At 46.7% G+C, this 18,473-nt stretch carries 4 protein-coding genes; all 4 read right to left on the reverse strand.

What is annotated here, in order from left to right:
* Window positions 1–76 precede the first annotated feature (76 nt).
* Window positions 77–15,466 (reverse strand): calcium-binding protein, encoded by a 15,390-nt coding sequence (locus B7992_RS08720; protein WP_088666067.1) that lies wholly within the window; start codon window positions 15,464–15,466, stop codon window positions 77–79.
* A gap of 79 nt (window positions 15,467–15,545) precedes the next feature.
* Entirely contained in the window at window positions 15,546–16,682 is a 1,137-nt protein-coding gene (locus tag B7992_RS08725) for an FISUMP domain-containing protein (RefSeq protein ID WP_073284122.1), read from the reverse strand.
* Window positions 16,683–17,295: 613 nt separating this feature from the next.
* A complete protein-coding gene (locus tag B7992_RS08730; RefSeq protein ID WP_175549720.1) occupies window positions 17,296–17,394 on the reverse strand; it encodes an LEPR-XLL domain-containing protein in 99 nt (32 codons plus the stop codon).
* A gap of 325 nt (window positions 17,395–17,719) precedes the next feature.
* Window positions 17,720–18,473 (reverse strand): FISUMP domain-containing protein (locus B7992_RS08740; protein ID WP_303395619.1); only part of this gene is annotated, 754 nt, incomplete at its 5' end.

The raw sequence follows: 18,473 nt of genomic DNA on the forward strand, positions 1-18,473 counted from the left end.
TCTTACTCCCCGAGAGCCTGTACCACGACTCATGGAAAATCCTACGCTGTTGATCGAGGACCATAGAAATATCCTATCAGTTACCGCAAGAAGCGAGGAATGCGATAGCTTCATCAGAGTGAATTTGCAGGACAATCTTATGTTCACCCGGAACTGTCGAGGAATTAGGAATTTCAAGCCAATTGTAGTTCAGCAAATCCCTAGTAATAGCTTCACTAATGCCGTCCCAAGAAATATCCAGGTGGTGCATCATATTGTCAAGAGAATTCATTTCCAGGACGACTTTCGGACGATAGTACGGATTGCCTTCTTCCCAGTCGGTAATCACGATTTCCACCGTTTCGCCAGCAGCGATTTCGACATAGACAGGAACGTGTTTCTGACTCAAAACAAATTGTTTCATCGCAATTTGTTCAGTGCCTTCGGAACCTTCGCCGGATTCACTTCCTTCGCCTTCGGTGCCTTCGTCGGTTTCAGTGCCTTCGGAGCCTTCGCCGCCAATGTCAGACGGATTCACATCATCTTCGTCTTCGTCGCTTTCGAGCGTTCCAACGAAAAGCTGTTCTTCGCTTCTACTCTGTTCAAACACAAGGTTCTCACCAGCTCCCACATCGATAGAATCAAGGCGACCGTTTTCGGAATCCTGAAGCTGAATTCCGACAATCTTGCCCTCGTAGAACTTCTGCATCATCCGCTGCTCGTTCACCTGGTCGTTGTCAAGATAGGCTTCCTTGTAGCCATCGAAGTACTGATTGTCTTCAAGGACCACTTCTACATCCGGCTGGAACACTCCAATCGGATTGTTGTTTTCGACCATGAGCTTTGCATTGTCGCCAATGGCAACATCGTCGCCGCTACCAGTCGAAATTGTATCGCGACCTTCGCCGCCCACAACCACATCGCGATCCTTGCCGGTCTTGATTTCATCGTCGGTACGCAAATGCTGTACGGCTTCTGTCGCAAGCGCCATCGATTCGGCCGAAATCACACGATTCTTGTAATCCTTGATATTTTCGTTACCAGCGAACGGAATGTCCAAATCGAAATCAAGCGAAGCTTCGTCGCCAAAGACAAGGTCCTTGTCGTGGTCGCCGCCCAGGGCAATGTCGCCCGTGCGGTTCAATCCAGACACAACCTGGACACCCGAAAATACTGGGATATCGTTCGGATACTGGTTACCAAGAGTCGATTCAACGCAACGGATTTGCACAGTGTAATCACAAGTCTTGACATTACGGAAGACTACATAGTTGCCAATCATCTCGACATTCGGTGTAACACCCGAAGCGAGCTTTCCAGGCTTGTAATCCTTGCATGTCACTTCCTTATATTCGCCTTCGAACGAATTGCCAATCCAGTCGTTCAAATAGAACTTCTGGTTGTCAGAGCCGTTAATTTCGAATACGTAGTCATAACCATCACTACTGCCAAGCTTGCCGCCGACATACACATACACATCGCACGGGGAACCCGAAGGACCCGGAAGATTATGCAGCGTAAGCGAGAGCGTTTCTTGGCGCTGGCCCATCACAAGCGTCTTCAGCATCTTGTTGTTTGCCGTATCGTCGCCGGTAGCAGGGTCAATCTGTTCGTTCGGATTGTTCCGATTTCCATAGTTCCCAATCGAAGTATACTCAAACGTGATGACCGTACTAGGAGCGGATTCGTTACCCGTTGCACGGTCGCGCATCTGGTTGTTGCGCAGATAGACATTGTGCCAATCGTTATCCACAACGACACCCGCCGATTCACCGGCGTGAATAAGCAGCGAATCACTAGTAGTCTCAGTCACAAAGTTGAACGAAGTGACCTGGATGTTATCCATCTTCGCTTCGGCACCCGACGTTGCGTTGGAATTTACGACATCGTGACCAACGCCGCCCACGACAACATCGTTACCGTCGCCAGTATTGATGATATCGTCATAAGAGGCTTTTAAATTCGTCGTGGCAATGGATTCTGCATGTGAAATCGTCGTAGCGGTCGTCGGATCGCTGTCGCGGTCGGTAAAGACCATCTTCGCATTATCGCCGTACACGATATCATTGTCGCGAATTCCGTAGCGATCGTCGCCGAAAGTCGTAATCGTGTCGTTTCCAGTGCCACCCACGACAATATCATCACCGCCATTCGTAAGGATAACGTCTTTACCGCCCATGTCAATATCAGTAGAAGCGGCAACGTCCTGCTTATGCATAAAACCGTGAACCTGAATTCCCGCAATTCCCGCACGGTCCTTGCCGTTCGTTCCGTTCTGCGGGTCCGTAATTTCGATGTGGAAACGGTCACCCGCAAGAGTATGCTTTGTGTCATTTTCGACGAAAGACTTGAAAACAACGCAGTTGGCCAAAGTTGCCGTTGCAACGGACTTGCCAGTCGCAACGTTCCAAGTACCATTGAATGTTTGCGTATCAGGATCATTCACGTAGAATTCGTCAAAGAACGTACTTGTCAATTTGCCATTTTCGTCAACCGAATCGATATACAACTTGACAACACGGACGCTATTTTCATGCATGGAGATTTCACGCACCATGTCCAGATACACAACAACTTCGTATTCCGTGAAATACTGCGAAAGACCGTCTACCTGGGTAATCAGCGTATTGCGACCGTTGTTGCCACTAATGTCAAGGCCGCTCTTCATCAGGTTCACATCACCCGAATTGCTGCCATGCACATAAGGAGTCTGGTCGTAGCCACGCAGGCGAATATTCTCCCCATCGGTGGTGCTAATCCTATGGGATTCAGTCGCACCATAAGTCACGCTCACGGCACTTGCGCGGGTTCCGTTGTCGAACAGCACGATTTCGTTGTCATCGTTGCCATAAGTTCCCGACTCGCGACCATAAACGCTCTTGATGTTATTCCAGTTGCCCACGCAATAATCGGCGTGCTCGGTAATTTCTACAGTTTCGCCAGTCGTTTCGTCCACACTCTTGGCTCTGTAGTCGGCTACGGCACCGGCCTGTTCGTTAGCACCGATACCAGACTGGGCCGGGCCCTGGAAGTTGAAACTGAGGGTGGCTTCGCTTATGATTTCAGGAGCATTCTCAATCTTAAAATCAGCATCCTCTTTTTCAAATTTTTGGGTAAGAGCCTCTATGCGGCTTCCATTTCCTTGGAAGGTAATGTAACCATCATCGCCAAAGACGATATCGTCGCCATTTCCTGTGGTAATGGAATCTATACCACGCACGACAACAACCTTTTCATCCTTGTCGATTTCTGAATCGGTATTAGCGCCGCCAAAGACCACGTTACGTCCATTTCCGAGAGAGATAGTATCGTTACCACCTTCATCTTCCGTAGTCGTATGCGCAATGGCAGCCCCGTAACGAGTTCCATCCGTCTGGAAATACGCTTCGTCACCCTTGTTGATTCCAGTTGCATAATCGGAACCATGATAATTGTCGCCAAGACGTGTAACGACCTTACCTTCTTCATCGAGATAAAGTACCTGTCCACGGTCTCCAAAGACAAGGGAACTGTCGCTGTTCACTTCAATGACATCGTTTCCGAGGCCTCCGAAAACAGTCAATCCAGACTTTGTAACGTTCGCATTCGTAGCATTCACATGGTCGTCGCCTTCGCCGGCATTGATTACCAGCTGGTCGTCGGAGCCATCCGTGTAGCTATTCACATTGATGGTATCGTCACCCTTGCCGGAATTCACGACCGTAAATGTCTGGAATTTATCTTCACGGTAGACGGACTTGCTGATGTCAAGCGTATCCTCGGCATTGCCAAGGTTCACTTCAGCATATTCCATGTTACCGAAGGAAATGTTCTTTTGGTCATTATTTTGAGAATGAATCAAATCCGTATGTTCAAGTTTAACAGAATGCTTATCTGATTTCACCAACTTTTCATCTGCCGCGGCAACGTCCAATACATACTTAGAAGCACCTGTTGTTGGAATAACCTTAGACTGCGCTAAAGCTTTCATTGAACTGGAAGCATCATACGTATTGTCCATATTGTTGACAAATACACGGTCAACGCTCTTTGATTCGTCGAAGTCTGCAGAATCAGCTATGGTCTCGCGCAAAGTCTTGTCCGCTTCAGTAGGCTCATTCAACTCCCTATTAGGATCCAGAGTAGAATCCTGCTTTAACATGTTTGCGGTTACATAGTGAAGCATTTCAGGATTGCCATCAATAGCATTCGGCGTTTCGCCCTCGCCATCTTCGTACAAATTACCTAAAATATTCTCTATTGTTTTAGCGCCAACAGGAACTAGTGTCGGATTGTCACTTTCAGCAACATTGTCATCAATGGCTTCAACAGTCACACGGAAATAACCCTCGCACCGATCCTTTGTAAACTCAACTGTGATTTTTTCATCAGCATTAGCACTAGTTGCAGAATAAACCACTACATCGCTCTTTCCTGTTTCCACATATTCAATCTTGGATACTTTCACCTGCTTTGCATATTGCAGATTTTCAAGTTTCTGCTCCACGCCTTCCTTGTAGAAGGGAGTTGAAATCGCATTAACGTCAACCTTTACAGATTCATCATTTTCAAGAATGTCCCCGTCAAGGCTTATGGCGTATGTATCCGTAGCGCCACCTTCTTCAACATCCGTGGAACCGTTCGTCTGCGTGATGACGACTTTACCTGCAGTTGACTCGGCATACTTACCAGCACCAAGATTATCCAAATCATTTGCAGACCCGTTATTCGTCCAAGCGCACAGTTCATCGACCACATTGATTTCGCCTCGTTGAGCAAAACTCAAACAACCCGAAACAGAAACAGGCAAACCAGTCTTATTTGAGCAAACAATAAGTTGAGTACCTTCTATTTTATAGAAATATCCGTCACTACTCGAATTTCTTTGAGTTGTTATCCAATGATCTTCACCGACCAAGAATTTTACCTTATGATCACCGTCAATTTCGAAAGACGCTCCATTTTTTGCAGTTATATTCCCGTTGGTTCCACCAACCCAATATGCGACCTGATAATTCAAAGTTGCCCCAGCATAAGCGCTGGTAACATTATAACCATTTTTATCGTATATTTGGATGCCATTACCAAACTGTTTGAAATAGAACGAGTCATTCGTAGACTGGTCGTAACTCAATGGAATCGTCTTTCCTATTGGGGTTATTATTGAAAGATCAGCTACACCATATATGCTATCCACATTGATATATCCGTTTGAATCTACATCAATATTTTGGTTAATCCAGCTAACAACATAGCCCGGTTCATTTTCCGGTATTAACGCACCGTTTTTGTACAGTCTTAGAGATTTTTTATCGGAAGAACAAACATAAGTTATTTTATCGTCGCTTGATGCATTGGCAGAATCATATTCGTCAATTTCAGACGTTTCATAATCCGTACCCAAAGCAATCAGTCCCAAATCATTCGCTTCGTACTTCAGGTTGACCGAGCACGTATTATCCAACGTCATTGAGAGCGCTGTATAATTCACAAACAACGTTGTACCGGCATTTATGGTTACGGTATCATCCCACTCAACAGTCAACGCATTTTGAGCAAAATGATAAGTAAATGATATTCCATCATCCATTCCTTCGTACCAAGCAAAGAAATCGTCGACGTCAGCAGAAGAATTAAGCGGAATTATGATCTGATGTTTTGTCGCATTTTCTTCACTGACCACTTGCGAAAGGGTTTCCGTAAACGCATTGCGATTCAAATTCAAGGAATTGCTTACAAGTCTTTCCGAAGAGCGATCATCCTTCAAGAACATCAGCATATTGTTGCAAGGATTCACCTTTGTCGAGCCACAGCAAGAAACCCCATGCAGCAAGACAAAATGATCATCGCCTTCACGCAAATTATCGCTGAAAGCAATCATATCGACATATTGCGGTTTATCAAAATTGTCATGCGTAAATTCAAACGTAACAGAACTTGCATAACTACCATCAGGTCTTACAATATACAGCCCCCTATCTCCAAGCTGATGCTTTTCAACAGTCATCTCAGGAGCATATACCGTCACAGAAACCGTTTCCCCTACAGTAGGAGCCTTGGAAAGCCTAATCCCGTAAGTTTTAGTTACACCCTTGCCTTCTTCGATAGTAGCATTCGCCTCTTGAATTACATTCCCATTGACATCCACAAACACAATGTCTGTAACATTTTGGGTTACTGTCGCAGAAACGTCATTATCACGGACATTTATAGCAATTGAGTCTGCCTTGGTTTGTTTATACTTTTCCGTATTCGACAATACATCATGTGAAATGATGCCACTATGTCCCTTGTAATCTACATTATCAACAGCGATATACGGCAATTCACTCTGCGAGCCCCCATTGTAGAAGCTGTCATTGCCTTCATTTCCATTTAAATAAATTACAGAATCCTTCTTCGTATCAAGTACGTAGAATTCATCGTCACCGGCGCAACCATAAGCGTTCTGATTTTCAATACTTACTGCCTGGACATTCACACCGGACGATTGGATTGTGCCTTCCGAAATTACGAAAGTATCGTCAGCCTCAGTGCCTGCAATACTCACAGTATCCTGACCAGCCCCGCCAATCAGTGTAACAGGAGCATTTTGGATAACACCCGCAGCCTTTCCATTAGAATCCGCCTTTTGGAACGTTGACACATTGAACGAATCATCCCCTGTTCCACCCACAAGCGAAATAGCTGCACTCGTATGCAACAAGTTGAAGGTATCGTCGCCTGAACCACCATTAATTGCGGTAGAATGTTCAACGCCATTGCTCAAGTAACCCTGAGTAGTCTTTGTCGTAGCAAAATTATCCAATAGTTGAACGTTGGCTGTATTTGTTGCAGCATCACGAGCAGATTCATACATCTGACCGACAGTGATTGTATCATTGCCTGCACCGGCATCAATAGCCGTCGATGTCAGCGTTCCGTCAACGGCAATCTTATCGTCACCGGCGCCCGTGTTGATATTCAACTTTTCAACACCGCCATTGTTGCGTACATTCCAGAAATTGACTCTTTCTATTTGACTCTTTTCAACTCTCGGCTCAGTAGACGCTCCGGCCTGTTCATCATCCGGCAATAAGGCGACAAAACCAAGTTGAACGGATTTATCATCAATCTGATTGGATTCCGACCTACGGACAAGAACGATATCATCGTCAATAGTGCCATTGACCGTCACAGTATCATTTACATCGGAACCAGATTCAATGATATTCGTATAGGCCTTGTTATAGCTACCCATAAAGTTCACTTCATAGGTATCGTTGCCACTTTGACCATCGACAATATCCGAACCGTTTCCGGTAATAATGGTATCTTCTCCACCACCGGACTTCGATTCAGCATCGTAGTTTAAGTCAAAATTTTCCTTAAACGGAGCGATAATTTCGCCAAAGAGCAACTTATTTTCATCATCGTTCTGATTGAACCAATCGTCATTCAAGCCACGCTTGTCAATTCCTTCAAGGCCGTCATCGCCAAACACAATATCGTTTCCGGCTCCGCCATCAAGCACGTCATTGCCCATGCCGCCATAAATGACGTCATCGCCAGAACCGCCCTTAATGTCATCATTACCACCATCGCCGTCAATGAAGTCGTTATCGGCACCGCCTTCTATGATATCGGTACCGCCCGTGGCTGTTGTTCCATTGGCTCCATCATCACCAAAAATAATGTCCGCGCCATTACCGCCCCAAATGATATCAGCCGTATTTTCTTTAGTCACAGAGCTACTCCGCACTATCGCTTTTATATCATCCGGAATACCGTTATTGAATTTATCCAAGAAAGCTTGCGAAGTCGTCAAGGCAATTGTTTCAATATTTGTTGTACTGTCTTTACTATACAACAGATGGTCTTCGCTCTTGAACTCCTTCGAAACATATGCATACGGCAAAACTTTATTGGCATCACTTGACGCAATCACCATGCCGTTATCCGCAGGAGTATCGCCAAAAATCAAATCGTCGCCGTCACCGCCATAGATAGTATCAACGCCATTTCCGCCAAAGACAATGTCATTTCCAAGGCCGGCATAAATCACATCATTTCCGCCAAAGCCTTCAATCCAGTCATTTCCAGCTCCACCACTCAAGAAGTCGGCATTTTCGCTGCCATAAAGCAGGTCGTCGCCGCCTTCGTCGAACAGGTCATAGCGACTGGGCGTTGCATTTTTCCCGTCTATTTCGACTCGTCCGCCATCACCGAACAAGAAATTATTCGTCCCCGAAACAACACCCGCATAAAGGACATCACTCCCGGAACCGCCAAAGATATAGTTCTTGCCAGCCCCTCCCGTCAAGATATTCTTTTCAGCAACGGATACATCCGGATACGCTTCGGCAAGCAGGACTTTCTCTTTGTCTTTATCCATGACATAACGGCCCGTTCCCGCAAAAATAAAGTTATTGCCCAAGCCATTCGCGCCCTTGATGACATCAACGCCCAAGTCTCCCATCAAGATAGCGTTAACGCCGGCAGCCAATGACAATCCGGACAAATCTATTTGATCGTTGCCGTCACCGCCATAGACGATAACATCCTTTTCAACGTAGACGCCATCATCAGACGTTATAGAAATCACGTCATTACCATTTCCGGCATAAATACAAATGCCCTTAAGATCTTTCCCGATGGAAAATTCTACAGCACCTCTTTTATTCCATTGAATTGTTCCTTCATCTTCCGAAGTAAAATTAATGAAGACAGTATCATCGCCGTCATTCAAGTTGCCGGAATTTCGGCCAGCCGCATACTCACCGACATTTACAACAAGGTAATCACCGACCGTAGATGTCATGACAGGCTTATTAGTATATGTAGAAGCCGTTTTGAACAGTTCAAAGGCTCCGCTGCTCCACAAAACCCATTTTTTTCTACCGATAAAGTAATCCAGATAAGCGTACGCTTCTATTTCAATTGATGCGGAAGCGTCAAAGATATGAATCGGGTCCTTCAGCAAGTCGCCCATTTCGCCAAAACGAATCTTGCCGTCGTTATTCGGGTCCCTGAAATCAAGGTTTACATCCAGATTCAAACCGACATTGACACCGGCGCGCCCGGCAAGGCTTGCCCCAGCCACGACACCAGAATGGAATACCACCTCGGCGACATCCTTGCCGTACTCGTCCCAGTCGGCGATGAAGAAACCGTCCAGAAGGAGCACTGCATTCTTGTACCCGCTGTTTTTCCAACGGACAAGGCCGTGCGTATCGTAGCCGAACGTAAGATCGATGCAAACACCAAAGTTGAAGCCGATATCGGCGCACAGGGGGCCGACAATCGGGTAACTGTTCTTCCAGTCAAAATTGAACTTGAGCGGCGACATGTTGTAGGTGACAAGAGTCGCTTCGCGGCCAAAGAGAAGCCCGCCAATTTCTGTGAGCGGGTTTTCAAGAATCGGGAACGACCAGCCCCTGCCGCCATTCGTCGAAATGGTTGTAGAGGATGCAGATTGCGGTTGCGCCATGTCAAAGTCGCCAAGCGCATTTTGCAAGGCTTTCAAGTCTGACGTATAATCATTCACCTTCTTTCCGCCGAGGGTGAACGTCTCGCGCAAAAGCTGCACGTAGCTGTCGACATTCTTGCTTACGCCCGAAAGGAAGTTCAAGGACTGCTTATTAGCATCTTGTCGAACTTGCTGATCAGTTCCTGTATAATTTTTTTCATCCTCATAAAGCACAAAATTCGGCAACGAGAGGAAAAGGCTACCACTCCCAGTGTTGAGGCTATTTATAAGATTGTTCACCTTGATGATGTCGTCGATGAAGCCGAAATCCATGTCGTTCTGCGAACCGTACATCTTGATAAGGTCAAGTACTGTAATGTGTACCTTGCCGGCGGGGAGCTTGTTCAATACCGGAATTTCGGATTGCAGGAACTTGATGAGCGGCTGAATCGGTTCAATGACATTCTTGATTTTTTCAAGTACAGGCTTCACTGTTTTATCAATGAAATCCCCCCCATTGAACTTTATATTTTCAAACGCAAGGTAATTCAAGCCATTTGAGCTTGCAAGAGACGCCGTCCCGGCAGACCATTTAATATTCAAATCCGCTTCAATCGAAGGGAATGTTGCACCCCCATCAAGGCTCAAATTCCAAGTATTTTCAAAGTCAGCCTGCAAATCCGCCTTTACCGATATTCCCAGCCCCAGGTTGTGAACGTCGATAGATGTCGACGCCGAAGATGCAGCGTTCGAATTTATGTCAACGTTCAACTTCACTTTAAACGGATCTTCATCAAAGCCAGTTTTCGAGCCCCCCTTCAATTTCATTGTCAAGAAACCGAGGGAGCCCTCGACATCAAGGCCGTTTTTCGATACATTTAGTTCTAAGACCAGGTCATTTCCCGTATCGAGCAACAGGAAGGCACCATCATTCGACACGCCGAACCCAATATCGAGCGTCCATTTCAATTCAATCTTAAGGCCACCATCGGAATGGAAACCGAGCCCAGGGAATCCAAGGTCGAAATCGGCATCGGCATCCAGGGTGTACGACCCGCCGATTCTTATACGCCAGCAGGCCTCGGAATCACTTTCACAGTACTGAATTCCCTTGTAGAACTGATCAAAGGTTTTACCGGCCCATGTTTCACTCGTTGTTGAACAATTTGGACATTGTTGCAGCACACCCGCCTTGTTCAGCAAGTTGTATAGCTTGAAAGCGACAGTTTCCGCATTCAAGTTCTTCGCCGAGTCGATGTACTTGCGGAAGGGCTCGACAAACGTTTCGTCCAGCTTGGTGAGGCAATCGGCGGCACTGATAATTCTATCGCCGATAAAGGGAATGCTACGCACGGAATCGCGCAGGACTTCCTTGTTTATGCCGCTGATGGTCTTGCGGAGCAGCTGCGACAAAGAATCCGAGACAAGGTTCATCTGTTCAAACAAGGACGTAATGCTGAAATCGGTTTTCAAATTGGAAAGATCCACCCACAGCCTCGTCTTGTCAAGTTTGCTGCTATCCATATCAACGAACGGCACAAGTTTGCCAAGCCCTGAAGTGAGTAAATCACCGACATTACCGCCGATTTCCACATAGCCCGCATTCTGGCCGGCGGCACTCACATAAATTTTACCATTGGCGTCCACGTCAGCGGACACTGGGGAAAGGCTATAGGTTGTCGCCCCGGAAGCGTCCGTATTGACATCAAGGTTCACACCACAGTTGAAATGCATACTGATGTAGCTTTTATTCGTCTTATCTTCTGCAATTTCAAGCAAAGGCGCCTGGAATGTTTGGTCGCCAACGGTATAGTTTACATGCAAGTTACCTGTAAGCGGATTTTTCTCCACAGACACATTGGCCGAGACGATAGGCAACTCTTGAACGATATTGTTAATTGTTTCTTCTACAGCTTTAAAAGAGACTTTCAACTTGCCGTCGGTACTATCGTATGTCAGGACCATGCGGATTCGGAAGGTCAAGGACGCATTGATATTGACATCCAGGGCACCGCCGACATTGATTTCCCCCGTACCGATATTGTTCAGCACGATATTTCCGTTCTGGATTTTGTATTCCCACTTGAAATCAATGTTTTGAGAATCGCAAGAAGAGTTAATAGTGGCAAAAGACCAATCAGTTACTTGAAAGCCGAGCCTGTCCTGCAGCTGCGTAAAGAAGTCCTGCAAGGTAACTCCGTCGACACTTCCGAGCAGGTGGCGGAACTCCTCCATCTTCGTTTCGAACCCGCACAGTTCAGAGAGCGACTTTCCTATAAAGGGCAGCTCCTTCGTCAGGACACCGTTATCGAAAATGGACGTTTTTCCATCAACCGGCGACCCATCGGGTAAGACACCTAAAAACTGCTCACCAAAAGTAGCGGCAGCCTCCTTGATGGCGACGCCGACCTCGATATCCTTCCAATTTGCAATATACGGGGAAATGTAATTAACGTCGACCCCGTCATTATAGGAAATCTTTTGCGACGAGGCTGCTGTACCGTTGTTTTGCAGCGTGGCTGCGGTACTGTTGAGAACGCCCTGGTCCTTCCAGGAGCCATACATCACACTGCTGTCCATCGTGTACTGGGTGGAGTCGTTGACAGTTTTCGACACCTTCCATTCGGGCCAATTTTTGTGCTTCTCGATGGACTCGGCAATGCCATCGAACAAAGACACGAGGGAGGATCCGAATGCAGTTACGTTGGAAGAGAAAAGGGAATCGATATCATTCGCTGCATTTGCAATCGAAACTAACAAGGATTGAATCTTTGCAACATGTCCTGCAGATTGAATTTTGGAAGCATTTTCAATGCTAAAAAGGTATGAGAAATCCTGTTGATACGAAGGAATATAATTCAAAATCGTCGAAATATCCGTCCCAAACAGCTGTACCTGCGCCTCATGCACAGTCACATCCGATTTGAACACCTCAACAACGTATTTCCAGATGTTGTCCGTACGAATTTTCAAATTGTCGGTCGCATTCACGAACTTGTCGATGGAATCCTTCAAGTTGACGAAGTCGTTAATGGTGGCGTCGCTACTTAACGTAGAACTACTGTAAACGGCACTCAAGCAATCGCACATGGAAGTGTAGGCCTTCTCAAAGTCATCTACCAGGGAAGCTACGCTTGCGTGTATGCCCAAAACGTTCACGTCGGGCAACTGAATCGTACCTATTGAACCGTCGTACTTCAGTTCCACGGAATGGTCCATTGCCAAGTGGCTATCCGTGCCAGCTTTTTGCGCAGAAACCTGGTCGCCAATCATTCCAAGGCGTCCGTCAACATCGACACTGCCTCTCAGTTTTTGGTTGAACGAAAGGTCGAAATTCTTGTAGCCCAAGGAATCCGTAGCATTAAGCAGCAAGGCGTCCAGCTTGAACAAGGCCCCGTCATCGGCCTTGCCGGTCAAGCCAAGGGCGGAGGCCAAGGAGCCGTTCAGGTTTTCGATACTTGCAATGTTGTAATTGCCCACGCCGACAAGGCGGGTACCGTCGAAGCGAATCATTTCAAGATAGTTGCCGGCGGCATCGACATTGGCGCGCCTGCATATTTCATCCATGATTTCCGTCAAAGTAACATTACCCTGCTTCGTAACATCAACCGGCGTCGACAAACTACTGAACCAAGTCCATAGGTCGATATCTCTTGTATCGCGAAGGGATTTGCTCGGGTCGACAGGGGATGTCTTATCTTCAAAAACAATCCGCAGGCAATTAGCGGAACTGTCCAGCCCACTCAAGCTAGAATCAATCAGTTTGTTATTCGAAAAGAAATCGCCCGATACATTAAACGTCTTACCTTCAGTATTCCGGATGACAAGACGCCCATCCTTAAAGGCGGCTTCATAATTCGCCAGGCCATTACTATCAAATTGGGTTTTTATGTATTTCGCAAGCGCATCGCGGTCAACTTCACCGAACGCCGGCACCGCTATCGTGACAGGTGTAGAGCTAGTTTCCGTTATGACGATGTTACCAGCCGCCACGTTTAACGGGCAATTTTCATCGACGCGCATGTAACAATCAGTAAAACGGGACGAATCCAAAGTGATGTTTAATACTGTACGCCCTTCTTCTAGGACCAGGAATATTAATTTTGAAGATGAAGCAGAATCATCACAATAATAAGCATGTATCTTTTTGCCATTTTCAGTAAACGAGGCTTCGATGCCCGAAACAAGTTCCTCAAAGCTGGAATACGAGAAGTCCGCTCTCTGCGACGAACCAGAAGAATCTGTCCAGGTCATTTTAAACGTATATGTTCCGGGAAAAGAGCAACTTGACACATCAATGTAGCAACCAGCCTTGGAACCATCAAACTCGTTTGCACAACAGCAATAACACGTTCCCAAATCTGCGCGCTTATATACACTGACACTTGCATCAGCACTAGTAGATATATCAAAACATCCACTTACAGCGGCAGTCTGTACGCCGAAAATTTCCTGGTACGCAGTCTCTTTAAAGATTTCCCTCACTGCGGTCTTTTCATCGGCCCTTGTCGAGGCACTCAAATTGATGTCCAGCGAGAACTGAAGTTTGACAATGGACGTATTCAATTCAAGGGACTCGTTTCGCATCACGTTGAATCCAAGCTCCGTAAGCGCATCCGTCACGATAGAGACTTGGGCTTTACTAGGATTCGGTGCGAGTTCCATCTTAAACGACAAGGTCAGCGAATTGCCGTTCAAAACGATTTGCGAAATAGATTGCCCCATGGCATCGACGGGCTTCCCCATCAATCCATGTAGTTCCTGAAGAGAGGTGGGACTTTTATTCAGCACGTTATTCAAGAGTAACGAAAGATTCGCATTTTCGGAAGCATTCTGATTGATAACTCCCGAAAAAGAATCATACAGCAACGGGGTCGGATTCTCGGGCGTAACCGTGGAATTCTGGTTCAGCCAAAGCGAAAGTTCCGAAAGCTTCTGCAAGATAAGTCCCATGCTCGCGTGTTCGACATTTTCAATGTCGCCTGCGGCTTGCCATATCCACTTTTGTGAATTGGAATCATAGACATATTTCAGGTTCTGCGTATTGGAAAGACCAGAAACTTTAGAAGGATCGACAACATCGAAATCCAGGTCACCCTCAATAATGTCGTATACACCATGAGACGAAAGGCCGAGCCCCACAGAGTAGTCCCAACCGGTATCGTCGGCATCCGCAACGGATGTAAATTCAAGCACATTGCCGCTAGACTTGCATAGATCTTTTATCGAGGTAACCGTATCATATTGAGTATATTGCTTGAAATGGGCGACAACCCCCACATCGTGGTCGCCAAGGACGGCGGCGCCCTGTCCATCAAGCTTCAAAGTGAAATATCGACCAAGGTCTACATGCACTCCAAGGGTCGGATTATTGACAACACCTGAATACAGGTTCGTCGCGACCCCGGAGAATCCGGTGACATCGGCGGAAAGTCCATCAACAGTCTTTGAAATTTGATTATTGGTGTTGTCAACACCGACCGTGACTTCAATCTCGTCGGGATTGGAGCCCACACTAAAAACATACTGAGTATTGTTTGAATCGGAATTCAGTTTTGCCACGAGTTCGGCAGTCGAAATCATGGCCGTTGCAAAATGGTTTGCAACTTCCTGATTTAACTGAATCTGCAATTCAACTTTCCTTATCGCAGTTGTTTTGCTGTCGGACAATTCCTTGTAGGCATCCTGCGCCATCAAATTAACCCTATAATCAGTCTTGATGCTATCCAAGGCCGAAGACATTATCTTTTGAAAATCTTTCTTGATAGCGTCCATTTTAGAGTCGGAAAATGCCAAGAAACCGGTATCGGTTTCCGCCAAAGTCCCTACATTCGCAAGGGTCGTCTCATCATTCGACTCAATGAAAAGGGTCGGTATGTTCGTTTTCAACCAATGTTGATAATCCGTTGACGCAGCGGACGACACGTCAATCCAATTCAATTCATTTTCCCAATTATCACAGGTCGCGTCCATCATGAGGCGCGGTTCGAGCGACTCGATTTTGAAGCTGTTCTTGCGAGACTTGTTCTTTTTCTTGTTGTTTTTATTGATATTGGACAAAGATTCCCCCCTGCACGGTGTATCGCCGTGCCTTTTTTGTTTAAAATTTCTTGAATTTGGCCTGGATTATGTCAGGCGGCTAGTAATTCTTGACGCAGCGGACAGGGAATCTGTTGAGTTCAGATTTCTGAGCAGCCCCCATTTTAACATAAACGTCATTTACATGGACACTATAAGCAATCGTTGCGGATTCTTCTGCGGGTGTAAAGAAGTTCGTCAGCATCCAGCTGAGTTCATAGTCGCGCATGTCGAACAGCACGGACATGCCGAGCAGGTTCGCGCCGGTCTTGTCCGTTGTCCAGTTCGCCTTCGACGCCATGCTCAATCCGCCTCCCGCCGTATAGTTTTCCCACTCGTAGCCGTTCATGATGTGCCAGCCCTCCGGGCAGATGCCCTGGTGTATGCGGGTGTTGCCGCCGGTCGTATCCTTCCAGAGCACGGAATCGTACTTCGACGATATCCCCATCGCCTCGCTCCAAGTATAGCGGCCGCCCCAGCCGTTCTCGCAGAACCACTCGTCGTTCAGCTCGCAGTACTTCTCCACCTTGCCGTCGTCCAGCCGGTGGACGCTCGAGTCCACCATCTCGCCGTAGTTCAGGTTCTGCGCGAAAACCTCGATGGAATCGTCGTCAATTATCTTCTTGTCACTATCACGCTTGTGGAGTATCAGCGTCGTGTACTTCTGGCCGTCACGCGGGTCCGTGAACTCGCTGAGTGTGCTGTACGGGTTTTCGAATTGGCGGTCCATGTTCGGGTAAACCTTGGGCTTGGGTGGGTAAATTATCGTATCCGTTCGCCAATAGTTATCCCTACACGTCATATACGCAGTTGAATTTTCTTTTACAACTGTGTCCTTGGCGCCCTCCTCGCAACGGCGGGGCAAAAAGACGCTGCTCGACGATGCCACCCCGCTGCTGCTAGATCCCCGGTCGGTGCCGGGGATGACACTGCTGCTGGAGGCGGCACTTTCGCTCGATTTTGCGGAGCTTCCCTTGCTCGAGGAGCTATTCTTGGAAGTCTTCCCGCTGCTGGAGGCGGCGTCGAGGCCTTCGTCGTCGCTCGAGTTCACGGAAATTTCGTCGCCGCTGCTCAGGATTTCGCTAGACGAGGATTCCTTTTCCGGTTCAACGAAGCTGCTGCTGTCGTCGTCACCGCAGGCGGTAAAGCACATGGTAGCGGCAACAAGGGCAAGGGCAAAAGGTAACAGTCGATTCATTTTTTTACTCCAAAGAAAGAAAATAGAAATTGTTGATGAGGCACGAGGTTCGAGGTATGAGCGCGCTCGCGGGGCTCGCTTCGAGGTTAAAATTTGGCGCCGTTGGCGCGGGGTTTTAATTATGAACTATGAATTATAAGAGGAAATTTGGCGGCTTCGCCGCGGGTTTAGAGGTTCGCTGCGGAACAACGTATCAGCGGCGGAAAACCGTGTAAGCGGAAAAAACTTGAGGAACCTTAAGTCTTGAGGGGACTCTCGATGCCCACAATCGCCTTCTCCTGCAGCGAAGCCGCGTAACTCACAACTCATAGCTCACAACTCATAACTCATAATTTTTTCAAAGGTGAAACAACTTCATAGGCAAAAAACATACATCCCAAAAATTAGTAAATAATAAGCCGGATGTCATACAAAATCATCCCAAAACTTTACTTTATATTGAAACAAAAAAAAATTACTTAATACAAAAATCTTACACCACAAAATTACAAACAACTTACAACATTACGACATAAAAAATGCGGCATCCCGTAAGGTTGCCGCAAATTCCACGTTTTCAAAAAAAAATAGGCCTTCTTCGGCTTTTTAAAAAATTTATATGTGAGCATCATTTTTACGCAGCGTCCATCAAGAGTCTCGGTTCGAGAGACTCGATCTTGTAATTGTTACGGTTTTTCTTGGACTTTTTGTTCTTCTTGTTGAGTTTAGACACATAACCCCTATAGCCTTTCAAAGGAAAGGCTTTGTTAATTTGTTTAAAATCTTGTTATAGTTAGTAGTTTTTTTACACAGCGGATGGAAAGAGCGTGAATCTTACTAGCTCCCCCCGATCGTTCAAAAAAATTCTTTTCCACATATACTGCACGACCAGCAATTTCATTACTATTATGTTGTTGAGGGAGATAAAAACCTGCAGACAACTTAATTTGGTCAAATTTTCCCAACTGCCAATACCCGGCAGGCAATATTGACAATCCGTAGTCGTTGCTACCGAAGCCGGCGACCTTCGAGCCCATGATTTGTTAAAAAATCTCGGTTTAATAATTTTTTACACAGCGGACGGGAAAAGCCTGAGTTTTCACACTTCTCGCCGTCCTACTGACATCTATTGATTGAATAATAACCCCATAAGCTGAGTCATCATAATCCGGATATTGTTGCGGCAACCAATACAGAGAATATTTTTTTATTGAATCAAACTTTCCCCCTAGGGGAATCCAGCATCCCGTCGGCAATATCGACAAACCATAATCGTTGCTACCGAAGCCGGCGACCTTCGAGCCCATGTAGTAGGCGACACTGTTGCTGCTTTTTGTCTGAAGATTCGCCCATTCGCCATCATTCGCTATATGCCAGCCATCCGGGCAAAGCCCCTGGTGAATGATTTCACCGTCAATCAATTTTCCATCTTTGTCTCGAGCAAAAGAATAATTGCATTGTTCTGACCCCAGCGAGACAGAATCACAGACCGAAGGAAGGTTCATGGCGTTGCTCCAGGTATAGAGTCCGCCCCAGCCGTTCTCGCAGTACCACGGGTCGTCATCGTAGCAGTACTTGGTCGAGTCGCCCTGTACCGTGCCGCCCGCAATCATCTTTCCAAAATTGAGATTTTCCGCGAAATACACAAGCGTGTCCGTATAATAGATGCCATCCTTCAGGCTAACCGTACGATACTTGTGTCCGTCGCGCGGGTCGGTGAACTCGCCGTAAGACACCTTCTCGTTAAACTGGTTCGTCATGTCGAAGTAGCTGCTGGTCGGCACAGCCGAACTGGAGGAGGCCGGAACCCAA

Source organism: Fibrobacter sp. UWH1 (assembly GCF_002210365.1).
GTDB lineage: Bacteria > Fibrobacterota > Fibrobacteria > Fibrobacterales > Fibrobacteraceae > Fibrobacter.

Excerpts from the sequence above, each read along its gene's own strand:
- B7992_RS08725 (WP_073284122.1), bottom strand. The coding sequence starts at position 16,682 with ATGAATCGACTGTTACCTTTTGCCCTTGCCCTTGTTGCCGCTACCATG.